General features: G+C 71.2%; 20 protein-coding genes and 1 pseudogene. 8 read left to right on the forward strand and 13 right to left on the reverse strand.

Features of this window, described 5'->3' with window-relative positions; translation table 11 throughout:
• Positions 1-540, reverse strand: a 540-nt coding sequence (locus ACWJ6R_RS05740; RefSeq protein ID WP_449061182.1) for a saccharopine dehydrogenase NADP-binding domain-containing protein, incomplete at its 3' end; no start/stop codon positions are given.
• Positions 541-803: 263 nt separating this feature from the next.
• Between ACWJ6R_RS05740 and ACWJ6R_RS05745 the strand changes: the two genes are divergently transcribed.
• The 5 genes from ACWJ6R_RS05745 to ACWJ6R_RS05765 are packed head-to-tail and all read left to right on the forward strand — an operon-like array spanning position 804 to position 5,510.
• On the forward strand, positions 804-2,243 hold the full coding sequence (locus ACWJ6R_RS05745) for a flavin-containing monooxygenase (protein WP_449061183.1): 1,440 nt from the start codon (positions 804-806) through the stop codon (positions 2,241-2,243).
• The gene (locus tag ACWJ6R_RS05750) at positions 2,236-3,435 is read left to right on the forward strand and encodes a saccharopine dehydrogenase NADP-binding domain-containing protein (RefSeq protein ID WP_449061184.1); all 1,200 of its coding nucleotides are present in this window, start codon (positions 2,236-2,238) and stop codon (positions 3,433-3,435) included. Before ACWJ6R_RS05745 ends, ACWJ6R_RS05750 begins: the two co-directional genes overlap by 8 nt.
• Positions 3,435-3,968 (forward strand): serine hydrolase domain-containing protein, encoded by a 534-nt coding sequence (locus tag ACWJ6R_RS05755; RefSeq protein WP_449061185.1) that lies wholly within the window; start codon positions 3,435-3,437, stop codon positions 3,966-3,968. Before ACWJ6R_RS05750 ends, ACWJ6R_RS05755 begins: the two co-directional genes overlap by 1 nt.
• On the forward strand, positions 3,920-4,561 hold the full coding sequence (locus ACWJ6R_RS05760) for a serine hydrolase domain-containing protein (RefSeq protein WP_449061186.1): 642 nt from the start codon (positions 3,920-3,922) through the stop codon (positions 4,559-4,561). Before ACWJ6R_RS05755 ends, ACWJ6R_RS05760 begins: the two co-directional genes overlap by 49 nt.
• Before the next feature lie 55 nt (positions 4,562-4,616).
• The gene (locus ACWJ6R_RS05765) at positions 4,617-5,510 is read left to right on the forward strand and encodes a PaaX family transcriptional regulator C-terminal domain-containing protein (RefSeq protein ID WP_449061187.1); all 894 of its coding nucleotides are present in this window, start codon (positions 4,617-4,619) and stop codon (positions 5,508-5,510) included.
• Positions 5,511-5,979: 469 nt separating this feature from the next.
• Here ACWJ6R_RS05765 and ACWJ6R_RS05770 read toward each other — a convergent pair whose 3' ends face one another.
• The 3 genes from ACWJ6R_RS05770 to ACWJ6R_RS05780 all read right to left on the reverse strand — a co-directional run bounded on the left by ACWJ6R_RS05770 (position 5,980) and on the right by ACWJ6R_RS05780 (position 9,072).
• Positions 5,980-7,383, reverse strand: coding sequence for a flavin monoamine oxidase family protein (locus ACWJ6R_RS05770; protein WP_449061188.1), 1,404 nt, complete (start codon positions 7,381-7,383; stop codon positions 5,980-5,982).
• Between the two features lie 142 nt (positions 7,384-7,525).
• The gene (locus tag ACWJ6R_RS05775) at positions 7,526-7,654 is read right to left on the reverse strand and encodes a hypothetical protein (protein ID WP_449061189.1); all 129 of its coding nucleotides are present in this window, start codon (positions 7,652-7,654) and stop codon (positions 7,526-7,528) included.
• 233 nt (positions 7,655-7,887) lie between these two features.
• The gene (locus tag ACWJ6R_RS05780; protein WP_449061190.1) at positions 7,888-9,072 is read right to left on the reverse strand and encodes a saccharopine dehydrogenase family protein; all 1,185 of its coding nucleotides are present in this window, start codon (positions 9,070-9,072) and stop codon (positions 7,888-7,890) included.
• 55 nt (positions 9,073-9,127) lie between these two features.
• On the opposite strand from ACWJ6R_RS05780, the gene ACWJ6R_RS05785 reads away from it, so the two are divergent.
• Positions 9,128-9,631, forward strand: coding sequence for a hypothetical protein (locus ACWJ6R_RS05785; protein WP_449061191.1), 504 nt, complete (start codon positions 9,128-9,130; stop codon positions 9,629-9,631).
• A gap of 253 nt (positions 9,632-9,884) precedes the next feature.
• Here the strand turns inward: ACWJ6R_RS05785 and ACWJ6R_RS05790 are convergent, their stop codons facing one another.
• Entirely contained in the window at positions 9,885-10,946 is a 1,062-nt protein-coding gene (locus tag ACWJ6R_RS05790) for a serine hydrolase domain-containing protein (RefSeq protein WP_449061192.1), read from the reverse strand.
• Between the two features lie 499 nt (positions 10,947-11,445).
• Between ACWJ6R_RS05790 and ACWJ6R_RS05795 the strand changes: the two genes are divergently transcribed.
• The gene (locus ACWJ6R_RS05795) at positions 11,446-13,017 is read left to right on the forward strand and encodes a methyl-accepting chemotaxis protein (protein WP_449061193.1); all 1,572 of its coding nucleotides are present in this window, start codon (positions 11,446-11,448) and stop codon (positions 13,015-13,017) included.
• A 1,049-nt stretch (positions 13,018-14,066) separates the two neighbouring features.
• Here ACWJ6R_RS05795 and ACWJ6R_RS05800 read toward each other — a convergent pair.
• From ACWJ6R_RS05800 to ACWJ6R_RS05810, 3 genes are all read right to left on the reverse strand, one after another.
• Positions 14,067-14,480: a GNAT family N-acetyltransferase gene (locus ACWJ6R_RS05800; RefSeq protein ID WP_449061194.1), complete on the reverse strand. Its 414-nt coding sequence runs from the start codon at positions 14,478-14,480 to the stop codon at positions 14,067-14,069.
• 260 nt (positions 14,481-14,740) lie between these two features.
• Entirely contained in the window at positions 14,741-15,382 is a 642-nt protein-coding gene (locus tag ACWJ6R_RS05805; protein WP_449061195.1) for a LysR substrate-binding domain-containing protein, read from the reverse strand.
• Positions 15,382-15,666: a LysR family transcriptional regulator gene (locus ACWJ6R_RS05810; RefSeq protein ID WP_449061196.1), complete on the reverse strand. Its 285-nt coding sequence runs from the start codon at positions 15,664-15,666 to the stop codon at positions 15,382-15,384. Before ACWJ6R_RS05810 ends, ACWJ6R_RS05805 begins: the two co-directional genes overlap by 1 nt.
• Before the next feature lie 217 nt (positions 15,667-15,883).
• Here ACWJ6R_RS05810 and ACWJ6R_RS05815 point away from each other — a divergent pair, with 217 nt between their 5' ends.
• The gene (locus tag ACWJ6R_RS05815) at positions 15,884-16,819 is read left to right on the forward strand and encodes an alpha/beta fold hydrolase (protein WP_449061197.1); all 936 of its coding nucleotides are present in this window, start codon (positions 15,884-15,886) and stop codon (positions 16,817-16,819) included.
• A gap of 103 nt (positions 16,820-16,922) precedes the next feature.
• Here ACWJ6R_RS05815 and ACWJ6R_RS05820 read toward each other — a convergent pair.
• The 5 genes and pseudogenes from ACWJ6R_RS05820 to ACWJ6R_RS05840 all read right to left on the reverse strand — a co-directional run.
• Positions 16,923-17,177: pseudogene (locus tag ACWJ6R_RS05820) on the reverse strand (prolipoprotein diacylglyceryl transferase family protein); the annotation flags it as partial.
• A 91-nt stretch (positions 17,178-17,268) separates the two neighbouring features.
• The gene (locus ACWJ6R_RS05825; protein WP_449061198.1) at positions 17,269-17,760 is read right to left on the reverse strand and encodes a hypothetical protein; all 492 of its coding nucleotides are present in this window, start codon (positions 17,758-17,760) and stop codon (positions 17,269-17,271) included.
• Positions 17,761-18,156: 396 nt separating this feature from the next.
• Positions 18,157-18,831, reverse strand: coding sequence for a TetR/AcrR family transcriptional regulator (locus tag ACWJ6R_RS05830; RefSeq protein WP_449061199.1), 675 nt, complete (start codon positions 18,829-18,831; stop codon positions 18,157-18,159).
• 203 nt (positions 18,832-19,034) lie between these two features.
• Positions 19,035-20,798, reverse strand: a complete 1,764-nt coding sequence (locus tag ACWJ6R_RS05835) for an ABC transporter ATP-binding protein (RefSeq protein WP_449061200.1) — start codon at positions 20,796-20,798, stop codon at positions 19,035-19,037.
• On the reverse strand, positions 20,795-22,546 hold the full coding sequence (locus ACWJ6R_RS05840; RefSeq protein ID WP_449061201.1) for an ABC transporter ATP-binding protein: 1,752 nt from the start codon (positions 22,544-22,546) through the stop codon (positions 20,795-20,797). The genes ACWJ6R_RS05835 and ACWJ6R_RS05840 overlap by 4 nt, the downstream gene beginning before the upstream one ends.
• Positions 22,547-22,763 lie beyond the last annotated feature (217 nt).

The raw sequence follows: 22,763 nt of genomic DNA on the forward strand, positions 1-22,763 counted from the left end.
CGGCGGGCCAGGCCGCCGCCGGCGGCGATGGCCAGCCGGTTGGCCGCCCGCTCCCGGGCTGGTCCCGGCGGTGTAGAGCAGTACGGTCAGCTCCAGCCGCACGGCGCTGGGGAGCCGGTCGGCGACGTGCCGGGACAGGGTGTCGGTGGCCACGACGCCGAAGCCGGCACCGGGCAGCAGGGTCACCCCGCGCCGCCGCGCGTCGGTGTCGCGGGCGTAGACGGCCTCGAACACACCGGTCTCGTTGGCCACGTCGAGGTAGTGGGAACCGGCGCGCAGGCACGCCTGCAGCACCGGGGCGCTGGTGGCGGTGAACGGGCCGGCGGTCAGCAGCGTCAGCGGGGCGCGGGCGACCAGGCCGTCGAGTGCCGCGGGGTCATCGATGGCGGCCGCCGCCCAGTCCAGGCCGAGGCGCTCGGCCGGCGGCCGCAGCCGCTCGGGTGAGCGCCCGGCCAGGATGGGCCGGTGACCGCGGCGCACGGCGGCCTCGGCGATCAGGGTGCCGGTGGTGCCGGTGGCTCCGTAGAGAACGAACGTCATACCCCTCCTAAAAGTGAATGTTCACTATCATGGAGACGACGAAGGCGCCTGTCAACCACAAGGCCCCCTGCCGATTCGGCGCCAACGGGCACGTCGCCGCACCGATGCGGCCCGGCCGAACCGCCCGGCCCCTCGCCACGGAGACATCCGGTCACGCTGCAGATCACCTGACCGCACCGCGCCCACTTCCCTTCCGGTCAAGCAGCGATCGCCATTTATCTATTAATTCTGTTACTATCGTTTGCATGACGAGCGTTTCAGAAGTGAGCGATTCGCGGCATGTGGACGTGCTCATCGTCGGAGCGGGCCTGTCCGGCGTCGGCGCCGCGTGGCACCTGCAACGGCGCGGCTGGACTTATGCGGTGCTGGAAGCCCGGGACCGCCTCGGCGGCACCTGGGACCTGTTCCGCTACCCGGGCGTCCGTTCGGACTCCGACATGTTCACCCTCAGCTATCCGTTCCAGCCGTGGCGGGGCGCGAAATCGCTGGCCGACGGCGACAGCATCCGCCGCTACATCGAGGACACCGCCCGCGCGCACGGGATCGACCGGCACATCCGCCACGGAGTCGAAGTGGTCTCCGCCGCGTGGTCATGGAAAGGGCCCCGGTGGGTGGTCGAGACGCAGGAGGGCGGCCGCTCCCGGACCTGGACATGCTCGTTCCTCTACGTCTGCGCCGGTTACTACGACTACGCCCGAGGCCATCAGCCGAACTTCGCGGGCGCAGAACGCTTCGGCGGCCGGTTCGTGCATCCGCAGTTCTGGCCGGCAGACCTCGACGTGGCCGGCAAGCGGGTGGTGGTGATCGGCAGCGGGGCCACCGCGGTCACCCTCGTGCCCGCACTGGCCGAGACGGCGGCGCACGTCACGATGCTGCAGCGATCACCCACCTACCTGGCCTCCCAGCCCGCGGTCGATCGGACGGCCGACGCGCTGCGCCGCCTTCTTCCCGCCCGGTTCGCGCACGCGCTCATCCGCGGCAAGAACGTGCTGAGCAGTCAGCTGACCTACTGGCTGAGCCGGCGCTTCCCCGAGCAGACCAAGCGGTACCTGCGTGAGGGCCTCCTGCGCCTCCTGCCGGATCCGGCCTACCTGGACCGGCACTTCACCCCCCGGTACCAGCCGTGGGACCAGCGGTTGTGCGTGGTGCCCGACGGGGACTTCTTGCGGCAGGTGTCCGCCGGGCGGGCGTCGGTGGTCACCGACGAGATCGCCCGCTTCACCGCCGGCGGGATCGAACTGGAGTCGGGCGAATCCCTGGACGCCGACGTGGTCGTCTCCGCGACGGGGCTGTCGCTGGTCCCCCTGGGAGGGATCCGATTGTCGGTGGACGGGCGGGCGATCGACGTGGCGCAGACCACCGCCTACCGCGGGCTGATGCTCAGCGGCGTGCCCAACCTGGCCTTCTGCGTCGGCTACACCAACGCCTCCTGGACACTGCGGGCCGACCTCTCCTCGCGCTACGTCGTCCGGCTGCTGGATCACATGCGGCGGCGCGGCCTCACCACCGCGATGCCCGCCGCGCCGCCGCGGCAGGCCGGACGGCCCCTGCTCGGCCTGACCTCCACCTATGTTCAGCGCGCCGCGCACCTGTTCCCTCAGCAGGGCGAGCGCGACCCCTGGGCCGTCACTCAGAACTACCTCCTCGACCGGGCGAGATTCGCCTTCCTCGATCTTCGCAAAGGCATGGTCTTCGATGACTGAACCGAACAAGCGCACCGTGGTCGCCCTGGGCGGGGCCGGGGCGATGGGCAGGCCCGCGGTCGAAGTGCTGGCCGCCCGCGGCGACATCGCGGAACTGGTGATCGCCGACCGCGACCTGGCCGCCGCCGAGCGCCTGGCCGACCGGCTGGCGGGCGGCGCCACGCCGCTGACCCCGCATGCGGCCGACGCCACCGATCCCGTACGGCTGCGCGCCCTCTTCCAGGACGCGGACCTCGTCATCAACACCACCGGCCCCTTCTTCCGGCTCGGCGTGCCCGTCCTGCGGGCGGCGATCGACACCGGCACCGACTACGTCGACATCTGCGACGACTGGGAGCCCACGCTGGACATGCTCGCGCTGGACACCGAGGCGCACGACGCAGGCGTGATCGCCGTGATCGGCGCCGGGGCGAGCCCGGGCACCAGCAACATGCTGGCCGCACTCGCGGCCCGCGAACTGGACACCGTCGACGACCTTCACACGGCCTGGCCGGTGGACGTGCCCTTCGTCGGTGACGACCCGGCCGATGAGTCCGCCTCCGGCCTCTCCGCCGCCACCGTCCACTGGATGCAGCAGCTGTCCGGGACGATCAGGACGTGGAGCGCCGGCGAGCCCGCCGAACGGCCGCCCCTGGAAGCGATCACCCTGCACTACCCGGGACGGGGAAAGGGCACCGCCTACACCGTCGGCCACCCCGAGCCGGTGACGCTGCCGCGGACCCGCTCGGTCACCCGCGACTCGACCTGCGTCATGGTGGTCCGGCCGTTGACCGCCGCCTATCTGATGACCCTGCGCGACGACATCGACCGCGGAAGGCTGACCCTGGAGCAGGCCGCCGCCGAACTCGACGACCCGGCCGTGCGCCGCCTGGCCCGATCCGCCGTCCACCGGCTCTCACTGCGCGGACCCGGTGCGCTGCCCGCCTTCTTCGCGCTGGCCACCGGGACCCGTGACGGCCGGCCGCACACGATCGGAGCACGGCTCGTCGCCTCTCCCCGGGGAATGGCCAGAGCGACCGGAATCCCCCTGGCTCTGGCGGCCGGGCAGATCCTCGACGGGTCGGTCCGCACGCCCGGCGTCCACACTCCCGACGCGGTGCTCGACCCCGACCGGTACTTCGACGAGCTGGCCGCCCACACCGATCCTCCACGGGGCGGGCGCGGTCAGGTGGTCGAAGTGGACCGCGCCTGATGGCCGGCCCGACACTCCGCGGCGAGGTCGCCCCCGGGTGGCGACCGGTCCGCGAGGCCTTCGCCGCGATCATGCGCAGGCCGGGCGAACTCGGTGCGGGCCTGCACATCGTGCACCGCGGCGCGACCGCCGTCGACCTCTACGGCGGAAGCCACGGCCCGGACACCCGCCAGGTGATCTTCTCCGCGTCCAAGGGCGTCGCCGCCGCATGCCTGGCGGTCCTGGCCGACCGCGGCGAACTCGACTTCGAGTCCGCGGTGGCCAGGTACTGGCCGGAGTTCGGCCGCCACGGCAAGTCGCAGATCACCGTCGCGCAACTGCTGAGCCATCAGGCCGGGCTCATCGCACCCACACGTCCGGTCACTCTCGCCGAGGTGCTCGACGGGCGCCCCCTCGCCGACGCCCTGGCCGATGAGCGCCTGCGCTGGCCGCCGGGCCGGCCGCCTACCACGCGGTCACCTGGGGAACCCTCGCCGACGAGCTGGTGCGCCGCGTCACCGGCGGACGTCTCGGCGAGGTGCTCACCGAGCTGATCTGCCGCCCCCACGACCTGGCGATCAGCATCGGGACGCCCGACGGCCCGCCGCCCGCCCCGGTACACGCCGCCACCCGGGTTCCCCTCCTGGTACGGCTGACCACCACGATCTTCACCCGCCCCGGGACACCCCTGTGGCAGGCGATGACCGTACGCGGCGCCATCGACGAGGCGCCCGAGGTGTGGGTGCGCCGCCCGCAGACCCTCACCGCCCACCTTCCCGCCGCCAACGCCGTCGCCACCACACGAGCCTTGGCCCGGCTCTACGCCATGCTCCTGCCGGAGGCGGGTACCGCACTGGTCGGCGGGCGCACCCTGCGCGCCGCCGTACGGCCGCGCGTGGCCGGCAGGGACCGCGTCCTCGGCCTCGCCTCGGCCTTCGGATGCGGGTTCGCCCTGCCGAGCCGCGCCTGGCGGCTGGGGTCTGCGTCCGCCTTCGGCCACCCGGGAATCGGGGGCGCGCTCGGGCTCGCCGATCCCCGGCGCGGCCTCGCGCTGGCCTTCCTTCCCCGCTCCATGCCCCCCGACGCGCTGGACGACCCCCGCCACCGCATCCTGCTGGAGGCGGTGGCGAAGGTCATCGGGCCGTGAACACCGGTAAACTCCTTCCACACCGTCCGCCCGCACCGCCGTGGAAGGCCGCAGCATGAACGCCGCACCTCACCTGCCGGGCCCGGACGTGCAAGTCCCCACCCGGATGCTCGTCGAAGCGCTGGTGCGCGCCGACCTCACGGTCGACACCGGCGAGCTCTACGCCACCGGCAACCTGCTGGGCATGACCGACCAGCAGGTGCGCCTGTGCATCAAGCGGCTGGTCGCCGAAGGCCGCTTCCACCACGAAGGCCGGGGACGCAAAGGACTCCTGCGGGCCACCGGCCCCACCGAGCGGCTCCTGGGTTCCGACGTCGCGTTCATCGCCCACGCCTTCCGCCAGGACGCCGGGCTCGCCCCCTGGGACGGCACCTGGCACCTGGTCGCCTTCGCCGTTCCCGAGACCGCTCGCACCGCACGCGACACCCTGCGCGCCGCGCTCACCCACCTGGGCGGAGCACCCCTCCAGGGCGGCCTCTACCTCAGCGCCAACCCGTGGGAACCCTACGTCGAGGACCACGCCCGCCGCCTGGACGTCCTCGACCACCTCACCTTCGCCACGACCCGCGACCTGCGCCGGGGCCACCAGAACGATCCCGCCGCACTCGTGCGCGCCCTGTGGCCCCTGGACGAGATCGCCGAGCGCTATCACCGGCTCGCCGCCGTCGCCCGACCGCGCCTGGAGCGCCTCCGCGACCACACCGACCTGGCCGGAGCGCAGCGCCTGACCATCGCAGTGGAACTGGCCGCCGAATTCACCCGCGCCATGGAGCCCGACCCCCTCCTGCCGCCTCAGCTGCTCCCACAGCCCTGGCCCGGCAGCCAGGCACGCGCACTGGTCGCGCAGTGCTGGACCCTCCTGAACGAGAAAGCCGACCCCGACAGCGAGCACACCCGCCTCTTCCGCCTCTACAGCGACATGCAAAGCACAGCAGCGCCTCGCACGTGACCGGCACCGAGCCGCATGTTCCGACCGCGACCCATGGAAGCCGCAGACCGCTCCGCCGCGAGCCCTGCCCGACCGTCTCACAACCGAAGGGCATCGGCAGCGCCGGTGCCTCAGCCGAAGGCATTTCCACTCCGGGCGGACCAGACGCGGGCCTTGTCGCGACACCACCCGCCGCCCACCGACGGGGACATCGGCGACCATCCGGTCAGTGCCCCGCGCACCGGGCACGGCACTCGCTCGTCCCGCGTATGGGCCATCACCCGAACGAGATCATCTTCGTCCTCTCCGCTCTCGATGACCAGGGCAGAACCCGTAGTCCCGCACACGCACCTCAATGGTCTGAATGATCGTCTACGGGTGGTGCGCCGATCCTCTGAGGATGCCGCCGTTGACTGGACTCACCCAGGCACGCGTCACTTCCGGTGGGCGATATCCGTTGGACGCCTCCCCTCGAACTTGGGGTTGCTGCTCACCGGCGAGCGGTGAGGATCTCGGTGACGGCTCTGTCGGCGGAGCGGACGGCGCCGTCCATGTGGCCCTCCCACAGGTAGGAGGTCTCGGCGCCCGCCCAGTGCAAGGGTCCGACGGGGCGGGTCAGCCACGGGTGGTGGGATGCGAGCAGGCCCGGTGGCGGGGCGGGGACGCAACCGCTCTGCCAGGGTTCGGCCGTCCAGTCGTGTTCGAGGTAGTCCAGGCGGTCACGGACGCGCTCGCCGAAGAGCGCCTCCAGATCGTCGAGCACCTGGCGTTCACGCTCGGGGGTCGCACCGGACCGCAGGAGGTTCGGGTCGTCGACGGTGCTGAGGTCCACGAATGCCAGCAGGACACCCGGGGCGTCCGGATCGGGCGGGCTGACGTCGAAGGTCATGCGGGCCAGGCCTCGTTCGGTGATGGCGGCGCCGGTGAGGCCCTGATCTCGCCACCACGGCCGCGAGTAGACGAGATGGGCCTTGCCGGCGTGCCCCATCTGCCAGCGGCGTTGCAGATCGGCTCGGGCCGTGGGCAGCGGTGGGTCGTGCGCGATGGCCTGGGCGGTTGCGGGGTCCGTGGCGATGAGGACGTGGCGGGCGGTGATGGGGGCGCCGCCCGCCGGGCCCTTTACCCAGGCCGTGCGATCGGTGCGGCTGATATGGGTGACCGGGTGGCCGGTGAGGACCCGGCCGTCCAGGTCCGCTACCAGCCTGGTGGTCAGCGAGCCCGCGCCGCCGGCGATCCGGTATTTCAGCGCTCCGCTGACCTCGAGGAGTGAGCTGAGTCCGCCTGCTCCTCCGACGTGGGCGGCGAACGCCAGGAGCGACAGCGCGTCGGGCAGGCAGCCGAAACCACTGGCGGTCGCCGCCTCCAAGACCATCCGGCCCGCATGGGTGTGAACGTGACGGCGCATCCAGCCGCCGAAGGTCTGAGCGTCCAGGCGGCGGGCGTAAGCCCCGTGCCAGAGCGGAGGGCCGAGGCGACGGGCCATCCGGTCCAGGGCGTATTGGGCGCGCCCGAGGTCGAGCAGTCCGATCAGCCCGACCGGGGGGATGTTCCCCTGATAGCGGTAGGTCCTGCCGTCCACGTGCAGCAGGTTCGCCCCGTCGTCGTACTGCGGCACCAGCCCGATGCCCAGCTCCTCCAGCAGCGCGAGGACCGCTTTTTGACCAGGCCCCACCCAGGCCGCACCGGCATCGACGGAGACGCCCGTAGCGGAGGTCATGGTCAGCATCCGGCCGCCGGCACGGTCCTTGGCCTCACAGACGACGACGTTCACGCCCGCCTGGTGCAGCCGGCGCGCGGCGAGAAGCCCGGCCAGCCCGGCTCCCACGACGACCACGTCGACCTCGCCGAATCGAACGGCCGGCGGGTGGCCCGTGGTCGCGGCGTGTTCTCGCATGAGGTTCTCCTGTTCGGCGGGTCGGGTACGGGTCAGCAGGGCGGCGCGGCGGTCCAGCCGACGAGGACGCCGTCGCCGGAGGGCGGCAGCAGAGCACCGGCGATGCGGTGTGCCAGGTCGCGGAAGAAGCGGTCGGCGGCGATCACGGCCTCAGGTGGGCGTCAAAGAGCGCGTTCGGGGCCGCCCAGCACGTGGGCGAGCCCTGGTGCGAGCGGGCGCCGGTGCCCCCGACCATGTCGTTGATCAGCGCCATCGCCCCTGTCCGGGCCATGTCACCGGTCAGGCCGGTGACGCGCGCCAGGACGGTGACGGGTTCATCCGCTTTCGTTCCGGTGGCGCAGGCGAAGAACGGCGGGAGCGACTTCGGCCCTTTGGTGCCGGTAGCGCCGAGCCGGATGCTCCGATCGCGGCTCCACGAAAGCCGGGGAGGGCCGGGCCGCTCCGCTGCGAGCCCTGCCCGGCCCCGTAGCAGCCGAAGGCCGACGGCAGCGCATCGCCGGCGCCTCACGGTACCTGCTCGATCACAACGGCGACGGGCTTGAACCGTTCCGCCAGGTCGGCGAAGAACCGGTCGGGCTCGATGGCGGTTTCCGGCGGGCGGACCCCGGGTCGGGCCACGGTGCCGTCGAGTAGCTGGGCCAGCCCCAGAGCCACCGGGATCCCGGCGGCTCCGGCCATGTCGTTCATGAGCGCGTCCGTGCCGGTCAGGTGGGCCAGGACCGTGGCCAGGCGGCCGTTCTTGACTCCCGTGGCGGTGGCGAAGCACAGGGGCAGCGAGCCGGGGCCTTTGAACCTGAGGGACCGCACGGCGGCCCGCACGGCGCGCCGCATCGCGGGCTTGGCCAGGTCGGCGGCAGCCGTCTCATCGGTGAGCCTGCCGCTGGCGATGTCACTGCGCAGCACGTCCAGATAAGCCGCGGTTCCAGGCGGGAGCACCATGAGATTGGCCGAGTCTTTGACCGGCCGGTAGCTGCGCCGCAAGGTCCCCGGCTCGGGATGGCCGACGGTGTACGCGGTGCCCTTGCGGCCACCGGGCAGCGTGAGGGTGACCGGCCGCAGCGGTAGCCGCTGCACGAGCGCACCGTCGTGCACCACGGCGACCGTATCGCCGAGCTGCCGCATCCAGTGCACGACGGCCGCCATGGGACGGCCGTCCGGACCGCGCAGGCCGGTCTCTTCAGCGCCGGACGCCGGCAGCACATCGACAGGCCAGGCGGTGTAGAGATCGATCACGATGTCGAACCGGGCCACCGCCTTGGCCGCGAGCAGGTTGCTGATACCGGGATTGGCGCCCATACCTACCACGGCGCACACCCCTGCCGCGCGGGCGTCGGCGTCGAGGTCGAGCATCCGCAGAGTGGATTCCCCGTCGTCGCAGACGTTGATGTAGTGCGTACGGGTGCGGATCGCCGCCCGCAGTGCCACCGCGCCGTACCGGTGATACGGACCGATGGCGTTGAAGACGATGTCGGCCTCCTGCAGCGCCGCCTCCAATTCGGCCTCGTCGGTGACGTCCACCCGGCAGGCGCTCGTCCGCACCCGCGAATCGGCCAGTTCACGAACGAGCCGCCGCGCCGCGTCCAGGTCGCGGTCGGCGACGACGAGCTCCCGGACGCCCGGCAGCCCGGCGGCCGCCCGCACCGCGACCCGGCCCACCCTGCCCGCTCCCCCAAGAGCGAAGATTCTCATCACCCACCCCCGTCCGATCGCCACTAAAACTATCGCATGAATTACGATCGTATCTATGATGAAAGTATCACTGGTGGCGCTCTTCCGCGAGCGACCGATCAGCCGGCTCCTGGCCGTCGAGGCACTGGGCGCCCTGCCGATCAGCGCGCTGACTCTGCCCGCCTCGACTCCCGATCATCCCGCCGTGCCCGAGTGGGTACAGCTCCTCGGCCTGATGACGCTCCTGGTGCTGTACGGCACCGCGCTGTCCACCTGGCGCCTGATCGTGGCCGACGGGCTGCGCCCGACTCCGAAGACCCGCCGGCACATTCGCGACGACCGGCGACTCCGGCTGCTGGTGCTGGGCGGCCCGCCCGCCATGGTGATGCTCCTGTCGATCCCGCCTACCTGGACGGCGTTCTGGTTCACCCTCACGCTGACCACCCTGACCGGCGGCGCGGTGTCACTCACCCGGCTGGCGGCCATGCTCAGCGGCCGATCACCCGAAACGGCGATCGCCGGCCACACCGGCCACGCGACCGCCGGCCCCGCATACCTGACCACTGACAGGCCCTCGTGATCCGGGAGCTCGGCGGCACGCACAACAGCCAGAAACACCACCGGCTCAAGGCCAAGCCGGCTCGCAGAAAGTGAACCGCCCCGGGTTTGATGGAGACATTGATGTCCTATACGCCCCGTCCGATGGAGGCGATGTTCACACGCCGCGATGCGGTGCCGTCATCGATGACGGCACCGGCCGGCTACGGGTCATCTGGTCGCCGGTTCGCGTTCCGGATCGGCGGAGTCCGACGGTGATGGGCACGGCGGCGATGTCAGGCGGGGCGGGCGCGGGTCTTCGCTCCGGTGGCGATGCGGTAGGCGGCGGAGATGAGTTCGCTCTCCACCCGCTTGTTCCCGGTGAACATCTGGTTGACGGTGCCGGTGACGGAGGTCTTCGTGCCGGGCTCGTAGAGCATGAAGGCGCCGTGCGCACCCAGATGACCCCAGAGCGTCGTCTTCCCCTCCTGGATGCGCATGATGCCCAGGCCGTAGCCGCCCTCGCTGTGCGCGGTGGCCTGCAGCATGGCGTCGAGCGTCCGGGCGTGCTCGAAGACCCGGCCCTCGAACAGGCCGCGGATGAACCGGGCCAGGTCGGCGCCGGTGGAGACCAGGCCGCCGCCGCCGAAGGTGTCGTAGGTGGGGTTCCAGTGCCTGAAGTCCAGGTCGAGGACGTAGGGGTGCGACAGCCGCCCGCGGTGGGGCTCCCAGTGCTCCAGATAGGTCGCGCGCATGTCCAGCGGCTGCAGGATCTCCTGGCGGTAGACCTGGTGCAGGCGCTTGCCGGCGGCTTTTTCGATGATGAGCCCGGCCAGCACGTAGCCCGTGCCGGAGTAGTGGTACCCCTTTCCCGGCTGGAACGCGGGAGGAAGCCGCAGCCCCCGTTCGGCCAGCTCGCGGGGTGTCCAGATGCGGCGGGGGGCGGTGAAGACCTCGCTCATCCATGACGGGTCGTCGGTGACGTAGTCGGCGATGCCGGAGGTGTGGTCGAGCAGCTGCCGGAGGGTGATGCGCGAGCCGTACCGGATCTTCTTCATCAGGGCGGGGTCGAGGTGCTCGCCGATCGTGTCGTCGAGGCGGAGCTCGCCCTGCTCGACGAGTCGGAGGGCCGCCACCGCGGTGAAGGTCTTGGTGACGCTGGCGTGCGGAAGGCGTCGCCGGGGCGCAGCCTGCCTCCGCCGAGGGCGAAGCGGCCGGTGGCGCCGGTGAAGCGCGTACCGGGCGTCCAGACGTCCAGCACGATTCCGGGGATGGGGGTTCTGACATGACCCGGGACGGGCGACTCGTCCTCGGGCAGGTCCGGCAGGGGGGTGGCGGCGATCCTGTCGATGAGGCACTGGTAGGACAAGGGATCGTTCGCGCCGGTGTCGGCTCTGGCCGCTGCAGGCGCCAGCACGGCCAGGGCGGCGACGGTGATCACGGCGAGTTTCACGGAACGCACAAGGAATTCCTTCCGAGAGGACGGAACGGATGCCTATGAAAGATCGATGCCTATGAAAGATCGCGGAAGACGGGCCCGCGGCGGATCAGGGTGATCCCCCGCTCCTCCCTGAGCGGCACGATCCGGCTGCGACTTCAGGAGGAGGCCGAACGGCCGATCGAGGCGGAGCGGGTATCCCGGACGAAGGCGACGACCCTACGCCGCTTGAACCTGCTCGAGTGCGTTTCGAGCATCGTCTGACGTGTTGTGGAGCGGGTCGGCCGATCGGTGCCCGGCTCATTCATCGGTGCGTGCCGCTCTCCGGAGTTCAGAACCGCGTCCAACTCCTCTCAATCCCCGCATCCGCCTGCCGATGAGAAGCCGTACCACATTGCAAACATGAGGAGACATCCGTGATGAAACTGTCCGATCTGGGGGTCGCGAAGCGGTTGGGTCTCATCGTCGGCGTCGGCGTGCTCAGCCTGGGCACCGTGGCCGGCATCGGCGCGGTCAGCCAGAACCGACTCGCCGACCAGTCGGAGCTGGTCGCCAACCTGGAGGCCGCCACCGCGGCGCTCAACCACCTGGACACCCGCGCGGTCGAGCTGAAGGTCGGCGGATACCTCGCGCTCGCCGGCAGCGACATCGACCAGCTGGTCGACGAGGAGGTACCCGGCGACATCGACAGCCTCAACAAGGCCGTGGCCGCCTTCGACGCGCTGGAGCTGCCCGCCGACCTGGAGGCGAAGTTCGAGGAGGTGCGCCGCAACATCGAACCGATGAACCGGTTCATGACCGACTTCGTCGCCGCGGGCCGGCGCGATCCGGCCTCCATGCAGGGCGGGATAGAGAAGATCCACGCGCAGAACGACCTCATCGACACGCCGCTGGACGAGCTGAAGGAAGAACTCGGCCCGCGCACCGCGCAGGCCCAGACCGACCTGCACGACATGGTCGCCTCCATGCGCACGCTGTCGATCGTCGTCGCCCTGCTGGCCGCGGCGCTGCTGGTGGGGCTGTCGATCCCGCTGGTGAAGTCGATCACCCGGCCGATCGGCCGGGTGGGCCGGGCGGTCGCGGCTCTGGCCGCCGGTGACCTGACCGTCCGCTCGGAGGTGACCAGCGCCGACGAGCTCGGCCGGATGGCCGCCGGACTGGATGGAGCGATTGAGGCGCTGAGCGCGTCGATGCGCCAGATCTCGGGCAACGCGACCACGCTGGCCGGCGCGTCGGCGGAGCTGACCACCGTGGCGAGCGGCATCGCCGGCGCGGTGGACGACACCACCGCCCGCACCCGCGCCGCCTCCGCGCAGTCGCAGGAGGTCTCCCGGCACGTGCAGACGGTCGCGGCCGGCTCCGAGGAGATGGGGCAGTCGATCCGGGAGATCGCCCAGAGCACCAGCGAGGCGGCGCGGATCGCCTCCTCGGCGGTGAGCGAGGCGGAGCGGGCCACCCGGACGATCGCCACCCTGGGCGAGTCGTCGGCCCAGATCGGGCAGGTGCTGAAGCTGATCACCTCGATCGCCGAGCAGACCAACCTGCTCGCACTGAACGCCACCATCGAGGCCGCCCGCGCCGGTGAGATGGGCAAGGGCTTCGCCGTGGTCGCCGGCGAGGTCAAGGACCTGGCGCAGGAGACGGCCAAGGCCACCGACGACATCAGCACCCGGGTCGCGGCGATCCAGCGCGACACCGAGGGCGCTGTCGAGGTCATCGCGAAGATCAGCGACGTGATCGCCAAGATCAACGAGTACCAGACGACGATCGCCAGCGCGGTGGAGGAGCAGACCGCCACCACCCAGGAGATGAGCCGCGGGATCACCGACGCAGCCGCGGGCTCCGACCGGATCGCCCACGACATCGGCGAGGTCGCTGCGGCCGGCGGCCAGTCCCTGCGGGGCGCCCGCCAGGCCGAGCAGGCCAGCGGCGAGGTCGCCCGGACCGCTGATGAGCTGCGGGAGCTGGTCGGACGGTTCCGGCTGAACTGAGCTGAACGGCCGCGCCTCCTCTTGGCGGTGAGGCGGTCGTCATGCTACCGGGCACGTCACTGAGCAGGGGCTTTACCGCCGTCGCTGCCCGACTCGCCTGATGAATGTCTGATGCTCCCGGCTGATCCGCCGGGAGCATCAGACATTTGGGTAAGGGATCCCCTGAGAGGATCCGGCGCTGCCATACGGCCGGATGCGAGCCTCAGCGGGGCCCGGACGCCACTGACGACATCGTCACGCCATTGAAGCCACCCACCTGGGCGCGCGCCTGCCGAAGTTCCCGGCTTCCCGCATGAGATCCTGTACGACGACCCTGAACTGCGGGACGACCGCGATCCGTTCACCTCCGGTGCTCCCGCCGGGCGGACCTACAGCGAGGCGGCGCGCACGCCCCGGCCGCAGTACCCGGGCCCGCACTCGGGGAGATCCGCACAGCCGTCGAAGCGGTGCTGGTCTTGGTCGACAACGGATGGTCACCGCCCGGTGAGGTATGGGAAGCCATGAAGCGAGGCCTCGCGGTGGTCAAGACGAGATGAAGCCACGACTGCCGCAACGTCGACTGACACCGCCCGCGATTGGCGCCGCTGCAGCCGGTCCCTCGCTGATCTGTACTTCCTCCTCTCGCCTCCTCACCCCGCAGGCGACGGCCTCATTCGCAGAGCAGACGGCTGCGTCGTCGCCGGTGGGGCCGGCAAGCTCAGGCGGGAAAACCGCTGGCGCACCAGAAAGACGATCACTGAGGTCCTGGACCGTCGAGATCTTCGGTGGCGACTGCGCCCACGAGTCGGCCGAACTGTACGGCGTGCGCGCCAATGCCGGATCGCCGCCCATCGGCGCGTTCGTCTTCTACGACTGCTGGGCCCGATCTCCGGTGAGCACAGGAACTGGGGGCACGTGGGCCTGTCACTCGGTGACGAGCAGATCATCCACGCCTGGGATGAGGTGCGGATCGATGCTGAATCCGATCCGTCCCGGTGCGGGCACCCGTCAAGGATCACGACCATGCGGCGGCACGGGACGGCACGCCCCCGTGGGTACCCGCGACCCCTTCACCTTCCGAAGGCGTCCGCACCCGGCTGCCGCACCATGTAGACATCGATCGGGTCCTGCGCCTCCACGGTGAATCCGTGGCGCTCGTACAGCCGCCGGGCGGCGCTGCCCCGCAGGACGTTCAGGCGAACGGGCACGCCGTCGGCGTCGATCCGGTCCAGCAGTGTCCGCAGGACGGCCGATCCGAGCCCTCGGCCCTGCAGACTCGGCGCGAGGTAGAAATGCTCCAGCCACCGCCCGTCGGTGGCCGGCCGTACCGTGATGCAGCCCGCGAAGGCGCCGTCGGCCACGATGACCGACGTGTGCTGCGGGGAGAAGGAGTCCCGCAGCCGCTGCCGGACCCGGTGCTCATCGAACCGGCCCAGCCGCTCCAGGTCCGGGCGCATCACCGTCGCTCGCAGCTCCGCGATCACCTCGACATCCGCTGGCTCAGCGGAACGCAGCGTCCATTCCACGGGACGGGCCGGTCCGGTCCCGGGCGTCGCCCGGCCCGGCCGCATCCCGTCCGTCCGCGTACTCGTTTCCATGGTCGCAGTATGCCGAACGGCCCTGCGACCGCGCGCAGCGAGATCGTTCACCGACGCAGCCGGCCCGGTCGAGAACGAAGGGCGGGTGGATCACCGCCCATGGGGTCGACGGCGAGGTCGGCGGTGGTCGGCCACCGCATGGACGGTCACCGGCCGAGCCATGCCCGGTCGGCGGCGGGCAGCCAGGCATGCGGGGGAAGGGCCGTCGACACCGGACCGGTCAGCCGGTCGATGACCGATTCGGGTATGCGCCGCCGCCACATGGCCGTCCAAGCGAACACCGGTGCGGGCGCGGTGATCGGAACGATGCGTAGCCGATCGTCGCGCGGCGGCGGCATGCGCAGGCCGTAGAAGGTGGCGGTAGTGGGATCACCGGCGGTCTGGTCGAGGAAGTGATCGAACCCCAGATTCGATCCGGTCTGGTCCACCACGATGCCGAAAGCGGCGGTCAGCTCATCGAGGAGGCTCACCCAGTCCGTTGGGGCGTCGTGTATGGGGAAGCGCAACACGGTACCGGCCAGCTCGGCCATGGTGACCTCCTCACGCGCCCACAGAGGGTGTTCCGCGCCCAGGAGCAATCCGACGGGTTCCAGCAGGACGCACCGGCGCCGCAGGTCGGCGGGCCACGGGAGAGCCGACGCCCGCCCGAACGCGACGTCCACCTCACCGCTGCGCAGAGCGTCGACCGCCGTTCGGCGGGCTCCGCGAGCGGTGATCTCCAGACGCAGGGCGGGATCTTGGTCGAGGGCGCGTCGGACCAGGCCGACGGCGGCGGTGTGCTCGTCCATCACATCCACGCGCACCGGGCCGCCGATTCCGGCGCGGCCGCGGCGGCGGCGTCGACGGCCTCCACCACCTCGTGGGCGTGCGGCAGGAACCGCTCGCCGGCGGCGGTCAACCCCACGCTGCGCCGGTCCCGTTCCAGCAGGCGGGCACCGAGGATCTCCTCCAGCCGGGCGATCCGTTTCGACAGCGCCTGCTGTGTGATGAACAGCCGGTCGGCGGCCCGGCCGAAGTGACATTCCTCGGCGGTCACCGCGAAGGCCCGCATGAGTGCCGTGTCGAGATCCACCTGGCCAACCTGCGGTGACAACCCGCCGTTGTCAACTCGGCCGGATCAGTCGTTGGACGAGGCCCGCGCCGGGGCGGTCCACTGCACCCATGACCTGCATCCACGTCCTGACGGCCCGGTGCCCCGCCCCCGGCGTCCGCCCCCGCCGTCCTTTGCGCCGTCCGTACCGATTCGCGGCGGTGCGCTGATGGGCACCCGCGGAAAAAGGATCGCGCTGATGGAGCCGGTCCGCCTGGGCGGGACCACCCAGTGGCTGCACATCCGGGGTGAGGACCGCGGCAACCCGGTGCTGCTGTTCCTGCACGGCGGTCCGGGCAACCCGTACATGGGATTCGCGCACATGTTCCAGAAGGAGCTGGAGAAGCACTTCACGGTGGTGCAGTGGGATCAGCGGGGCAGCGGCAAGTCGTTTCCCGGCACCCTGCAGGAGTCCCTCACCGTCGCGCAGTTCGAGGCGGACACGCACGAACTGGTGCTGTTGCTGTGCGAGCGGTTCCGCACCGGCAAGATCTACCTGGCAGGGCATTCCTGGGGCGCATACCTGGGGCTGACCGAGGCGAGGCGGCACCCGGAGAACCTGCACGCCTACATCGGCACGGGCCAGCTGATCAACCTGCTCCGGCAGGAGACCGCCTCGCACCGCTACCTGCTCGATGAGGCCGCCCGGCGCGGGCAGTCCGACGCCCTGGCGGCGCTGGAGGGCCTCGGCTACCCGCCCTACCGGCAGGCCGCCCGCGACATGGGCGTCAAGTACTCGTGGATGTGGAAGTTCGGCGGCATGCTGAGCGGGCGGCGCGGGCCCTTTCGTCTCGTCCGGGCCATGCTGCTGTCGCGGACGTACTCGCTGCGGGACATGGCCGGCTTCGTGAAAGGCATGTCGTTCACCATCGAGGGACTGGCCCGCAACGAGGGCGAGGACTTCTGGAAACTGGCCGCACCCGATCCCGTACCGGCGTTCGAGGTTCCCGTCTTCTTCATCATGGGGACGCACGATCGTGTCACCCCGCTGCCGCTGGTGGCGGAGTACGCCGCCAAGGCCACCGCGCCGGTGATGGAGGTCTGCACCATGGAGGGCGCGGGCCACTTCGCGTTCCTGGAGGACCCGGAGAGATTCACGCGGACGATGCGCCGGATCCTCATCGAAACTTCATAGGTCTTGTAGCGAATGAAGAGGCGTCCACGAGCAGACGGCAGGCTGCGAGCTGCCCTGGGTACACTGATGTATCCCGGCTTCAGTGAACGTCTGCATGCTCATGGTCGACGCCGAGGGGTTCCTCGGCGGTCCTGGTGCGGGTCAGGTAGACGTAGGCCAGCGCGCCGAGGAACAGGACGATCGACGTCCACTGGTTGAGCCGCATCCCGAGGATCTCGTTGGCCGGGTCGACACGCAGGCCTTCGATCCAGAACCGGCCCGCGGTGTAGCCTGCCACGTACAGGGCGAACAGGCGGCCGTGCCGCAGCGCGAAGCGGCCGCCGATCCAGATCAGCGCCAATGCCAGGCCCAGGTTCCACGAGGTCGCCGTGTGCCATGCCCGTGGCTATCAGTGGCAGAACCGTGGCGTGCAGGTGAATCCGCAACCTCATCTGAACTCAGAACAGGCTCTAGTGGCCGAGGATCCCGGCGGCTTCACGGATCTTCGCCCCGCCGTATTCGCCGCGGTCGACGCATATCGGGCACGGAGGCGTGCCGTGGGCGTCCGGCCGGTACCTCCAGCCGGTCACCTGGTTCACGGAGCGGATGCGGTGGATCTCCTTGGCGGCGACCGCACGGGGGACGAAGACCTCGTACCCTCGGGGATCGTCATGCTCAAGGATCAGGGCGGCGGCCTCAGCGCCGGAGACCTGCGTGTGCCCCAGCCCGTAGTGCCCGGCATAGACCGGCTCGCCGTCAGGGATCCGGAAGTCGACGGCGACCACCGTGCGCCGCCCGAAACGCCGCAGTTCCCTGGTCCACTGGTGCGTCGCCTGGTAGGACGGCACGATCGGCAGGCAGTACACGCCAAGCAGGTCGTGGTACCGGCTCTGCGCCCTGATCCCGGCACGCCGTACCGAGCGGACGTTCTTGGCCTCCGTGAGGTGGACGAACACAGTCATGAGCCGGATATTTCAGGACGCGGCAGTGCGCCTACCGGGAACATCCTGCGCCTTCCGCGATCACCATCAGCATGGCCCACAGCCTACGCGCCGAACACGCCCGGGCCAATGGAGTTTCCTGCGGATCGGACGGCAGTACCGTTCCCGGCGTCTCCGATGTCGTTCACGTCCGGGGCGACCCCCTGCTCATCTCCGGGCAGGCCGCCAGGGACGTCCGCGGTGAGGTGCCCTACGATTTCGCCCCGGGGCTCGACATCGCTTTCACCCAGGTCGCCGGAGCACCGCACCGGGCCGGCGCCACCGTCTCCGGCCTGGCCGGATCACCGTCCATGTCCATGATCTTCCTATGGGCGTCGTCGGTCGCGAACATCGGGCGGGCCTCCGGGCCGGAGCCGGTCACGGGCCCGGCGGCCCGGATCCTGCGGCGGGGTACGGCCGCAGCAGGCCGTCGAGCAGCCGCTGGAGGTTCTCGGTGTACCAGTCTCCGCTGGGTCCGGGCGGGAACGCCGCCATCGTCCTGGCGAGCGCGGGGTGGAAGGCGGGATCGGCGGCGCGCACCATCCGGTGCGCGAAACTGGCCGCGGTGTCGTCCAGGTGGGCGTCGAGCAGTTCGCCCGCGGTGTAGTGCCACAGCAGCGCGTAGGCGACCATCGCGTCGCGCGGGGCCAGTCCCGCCTGGTGCAGGGCGGCGAAGACGCGTTCCAGAGCGGCCATGATCGACGGGCCGGCCAGCTTGTCGGTGACGATGAGCGGCACCGCCCACGGGTCCCGGCGCAGTGCGTCGTGGAGGGCGGTGAACACCGCCGTGACCTCCGCGCGCGGGTCGCCGACGGGCTCCGGCAGCTCGATCCCCTCGGCGACCTCGTCCAGCATCGCCACCAGCAGGGTCTCGCGGTCTCGGATGTGCCGGTAGAGCGACATCGGAGCGGTGCCGAGCTCCTCGGCGAGGCGCCGCATGGTCACCGCGGCCGGCCCTTCGGCCCGCACCAGCCGCAGCGCGCACTCGACGATCATCTCGGGATTGAGGCGTCGCCGAGGGCGGCCGGCGGCCGCCGGCTCAGAGGTGCTCATGACGTGGGAGATCCCCTCGGAGGTGGGCAGGTCCGCCGCACCGCCCGCCCCGGCCTTCCTCGGTAGGGTGAGGTGGTACGGGAACGGTGACCGGACCCCTGTCCGGGCGGCGCGCCGCGAACCGTTCTAGCACGCTTCCGCCGGAGCGGCGCGCACAGCCCCCGGTGGCGCGCCTCCGCCGGGGGCTGTGCGCACCCGCCGGATCACGGTGTGCGCGGTTCGGCCCCGGAGGTCGGGACGCGCCAGTGGCGCGCCCGGCTTTGCGCCGCCCACATCCCGGCGTACCGGCCGCCGGCGGACAGCAGGTCCCGGTGCGTGCCGCGCTCTGCGATCCGGCCGCCGTCGAGCACCAGGATCTGGTCCGCCGCCACCACGGTGGAGAGCCGGTGCGCGATGACGAGCACCGTCTTGTCCCGCACCAGCGCGTCGATGGCCCGTTGCACGGCGACCTCGCTCTCGGTGTCCAGCGCCGCGGTGGGCTCGTCCAGCAGCACGATGGGCGCGTCCTTGAGGATCGCCCGGGCGATCGAGATCCGCTGCCGCTCGCCGCCGGACAGCGATCCGCCGATCTCGCCGACGCGGGTGTCGTAGCCGTGCGGCAGCCGGGAGACGAACTCGTGCACGTTGGCCGCGCGGGCCGCGGCCTCGATCTCCTCCTCGGTCGCCTCCGGGCGGGCCATCGCGATGTTGGCCCGGATCGTGTCGTCGAACAGGTAGACGTCCTGGAAGACCACGGAGACGTGCCGGTAGATCTCCACCGGGTCCAGCTCGCGCAGGTCCGCGCCGCCGATCCGGACGGTGCCCGCGGCGGGGTCGTCGTAGCGGGTCAACAGCTTGGTGACCGTCGTCTTGCCCGATCCGGACGGCCCTACGAGCGCGGTCAGGCTCCGCTGCGGTGCGGTGAAGGACACCTCCCGCAGCACCGGCGCCGACTCGTCGTAGCCGAAGGCGACGCCGTCGAAGGAGAGGTCGAAACTCCGGATCCGCTTGCCGGGGGCGCCGACCGGCAGGGGACGGCTGTCGAGGATCTCGCCCACCCGCTCCAGCGCGGAGTCGGTCAGTTCGAACACCGAGGTCATGGTGGAGGCGGTGGCCAGCGGCTCGGCGAACCGGACCGCGCCGGCGACCACGGCCAGCAGCAGGGGCGGTGCCATCCGGAGGTCCAGGACCAGCGCCGCGCCGACCGCCGTCATGGCCACCAGGCAGAGCTGCACCGCGCTGGAGGCCAGCAGGCCGGGCCAGGTGAGCCGGTTCTGCATGGCGCTCATCTCCTCCCCCTGCTCCGCCAGCGCGGCCGCCAACCGGTGTGAGGAGGGTCCCACCTGGCCCGCCGCCTTGAGCACGGCCAGACCCTGGACGTACTCCACGATCCGGTCGGCCGCCCGCGCGTCGGCCGCGTCCACCCGCCGGAAACCCGTCCCGGACGCCCGCTGGATGCGGCGCACGAAGAAGGCCGCGAACGGGGTGGAGACGGCGAGCACCAGGCCGAGCCGCCAGTCGACGGCGAGGATCACCACGCCGAGTACGAGGGGTACGGTGACCAACTGCAGGAACATCAGGCCCATGGTGGACACGCCCGTGGTGGCGTTGGCGACGTTGCCGCCGACCACGGTGGTCAGGTCGCCTGCGGCCCGCCGCTGGAGCTCCCGCAGGGGCATGGCGCGCAGCCTGGCGCCCAGGCGCAGCCGTACGTCGGCGAGCACGTCGGCCCACCGGCCGTACTGGAAGCGCAGCTCGTGCAGGCGCAGCGCGGTCTCGGCCGCGTAGCAGGCGGCGAACACGCCGAACCAGCGCCACGCGGCTGCGGCGTCGACGTGCGGCCGGGTCAGCTCGTACAGCAGGGGGATCAGGACGGCGTACGCCGCGGCCGCGGCGACGGAGGCTCCCAGGGACGACAGCAGGGTGCGCCGGTACTCCCTCCGGTAGGCGCCCGCCGACAGCATCATCAGGCGCAGGATCCGCCTCATCGGTTCGTCTCCTTCGCGGTCGGGTTCAGGCCCCAGTCACGGGCCCGCTCGTGGTGGGCCCAGAGCCGGGCGTAGCGGCCGCCGGCCTCCAGGAGATGCCGGTGGGTTCCCCGTTCGACGATCCTGCCCCGGTCCAGGACGGCGATCTGGTCGGCGTCGGCCACCGTGGACAGGCGGTGGGCGATCACCAGGACGGTCCGGCCGCGGGTCAGCTCGGCGATCGCGTCCTGGATTGCCGCCTCGTTCTCCGGATCGGCGAACGCGGTGGCCTCGTCCAGGATGACGACGGGTGCGTCCGACAGCAGCGCGCGGGCGATGGTGACGCGCTGGCGCTGGCCGCCCGACAGGCGCGCGCCCCGCTCCCCCACCGGGGTGTCGTAGCCCTGCGGGAGCTCGTTCACGATGAAGTCGTGCGCCCGGGCCGCTCGGGCGGCCGCCCGCACCTGCTCGTCGGTGGCCTCCGGACGGGCCAGGCGGATGTTCTCGGCGACCGTGTCGGCCAGCAGGAACGGGTCCTGGAAGACCAGCGCGACGTGGCGGAGCAGGACCTCGGTGGGGATCCGCCGGACGTCGACGCCGCCGACGAGCACCTCCCCCTCGGAGACGTCCCAGAACCGGGGGATGAGCCGCGCGACGGTGGACTTACCCGATCCGGAGGCGCCGACCAGCGCGCACACCGTGCCGGCCGGGACGTCCAGGTCGACGCCGTCCAGCGCGGGCCGGGCGTCCGGCCCGCCGGATCCGTAGGAGAACCGCACGCCGCGCAGCCGGATGGAGCCGTCCCGCGGCCGCAGAGGGTGTTCGGGTTCGGGCAGCGGTGCGATGTCCAGCACTGCGGTGATCCGGGCGGCGCCGGCCTTGGACTCGTTGATGTGGTGCGACAGGAACATCAGCGGCATCACGGACTCGACGGGCAGCGTGCCGATGACCAGCGCGCCGAGCAGCTGCGCCGGGAACATCTCCCCCGCGGCCGTCAGCCAGATGCCGGTCGCGAGCACGACCAGCAGGGTCGGCAGCGGGGCCATCACGATCCGAGAGAAGATCATGGCGGTCCTGCTGCTGTCCTGCCAGGCCGCGGTGGCCCGGCTGAAGTCCCGCACCCGCTCGGCGAACCTGCGGAACGACACGGTCCCGTCGTCGAAGGTGCGCACCACCGGCATGCCCTGGACGAACTCCACCACGGCGGCGTTGATCGCCTCATTGGCCTCGTCGTAGCGCCGTCGCGTCTGCGCGTAGTCCTTCGTGGCCAGCCGCATGCCGACCGCCACGAACGGGCCGAGCGCCAGTACGGCCAGCAGCAGCCGCCAGTCGAGCACGGCGAGCGCGACCAGAGCCGCCACCGGTTGCGCGAGGCCGAACCCGGCCAGCGGGACGGCGTCCGCCACCGCGATGTGCAGGGCGCGGACGTCGTCCTGGACGACCTTCTTCACCGCTCCCGACCCCAGTCGCTGGACCTCTCCCAGCGGGACGCGCCCCAGGTGCTCGGCCAGACGGGTGCGGAGGATCACCTCCAGGTCGAAGGAGGCCAGGTGCGAGACGCGAAACGACAGCGCCCGCAGGGCGAACCGGGCCAGCAAGCCGGCGAGCGCGCCGGTCAGGAGCAGCGTCACCGTCGCCCCGTCGGGGTCGGCGGCCAGCAGCTCGCGCAGGGCCAGCGCGATCAGCGTGAATCCGGCCACTCCGAGCACGGCCGCCGACGCCGCCACCGCCACCGCGGTCACCAGGCGGGGCCTGACCGGCTCCAGCACGCGGGATAACGCGCTGCCGGGATCCGGCCCGGCGGGAAGAGGGCTGTCCTGCTCAGCCGATGGCGTCTCTGGAGCGGTCGTAACGGACATCGCTACCTCCTCGATCTCACATATGCGTACCTAGTACGCACGGGGAAAGCTCGATTGGGGGTTATGCAGGCCGAAGAATCTGCACTTCCATCTTCAGCTGGCAATGATTATCGATGATTTGGGTTAG

The organism is Planomonospora algeriensis, from assembly GCF_977012225.1.

Excerpts from the sequence above, each read along its gene's own strand:
- ACWJ6R_RS05750 (WP_449061184.1), top strand. The coding sequence starts at position 2,236 with ATGACTGAACCGAACAAGCGCACCGTGGTCGCCCTGGGCGGGGCCGGG.
- ACWJ6R_RS05755 (WP_449061185.1), top strand. The coding sequence starts at position 3,435 with ATGGCCGGCCCGACACTCCGCGGCGAGGTCGCCCCCGGGTGGCGACCG.
- ACWJ6R_RS05765 (WP_449061187.1), top strand. The coding sequence starts at position 4,617 with ATGAACGCCGCACCTCACCTGCCGGGCCCGGACGTGCAAGTCCCCACC.
- ACWJ6R_RS05770 (WP_449061188.1), bottom strand. The coding sequence starts at position 7,383 with ATGCGAGAACACGCCGCGACCACGGGCCACCCGCCGGCCGTTCGATTC.
- ACWJ6R_RS05775 (WP_449061189.1), bottom strand. The coding sequence starts at position 7,654 with ATGGCCCGGACAGGGGCGATGGCGCTGATCAACGACATGGTCGGGGGC.
- ACWJ6R_RS05780 (WP_449061190.1), bottom strand. The coding sequence starts at position 9,072 with ATGAGAATCTTCGCTCTTGGGGGAGCGGGCAGGGTGGGCCGGGTCGCG.
- ACWJ6R_RS05785 (WP_449061191.1), top strand. The coding sequence starts at position 9,128 with ATGATGAAAGTATCACTGGTGGCGCTCTTCCGCGAGCGACCGATCAGC.
- ACWJ6R_RS05795 (WP_449061193.1), top strand. The coding sequence starts at position 11,446 with ATGAAACTGTCCGATCTGGGGGTCGCGAAGCGGTTGGGTCTCATCGTC.
- ACWJ6R_RS05805 (WP_449061195.1), bottom strand. The coding sequence starts at position 15,382 with ATGGACGAGCACACCGCCGCCGTCGGCCTGGTCCGACGCGCCCTCGAC.
- ACWJ6R_RS05815 (WP_449061197.1), top strand. The coding sequence starts at position 15,884 with ATGGAGCCGGTCCGCCTGGGCGGGACCACCCAGTGGCTGCACATCCGG.
- ACWJ6R_RS05825 (WP_449061198.1), bottom strand. The coding sequence starts at position 17,760 with ATGACTGTGTTCGTCCACCTCACGGAGGCCAAGAACGTCCGCTCGGTA.
- ACWJ6R_RS05830 (WP_449061199.1), bottom strand. The coding sequence starts at position 18,831 with ATGAGCACCTCTGAGCCGGCGGCCGCCGGCCGCCCTCGGCGACGCCTC.
- ACWJ6R_RS05835 (WP_449061200.1), bottom strand. The coding sequence starts at position 20,798 with ATGAGGCGGATCCTGCGCCTGATGATGCTGTCGGCGGGCGCCTACCGG.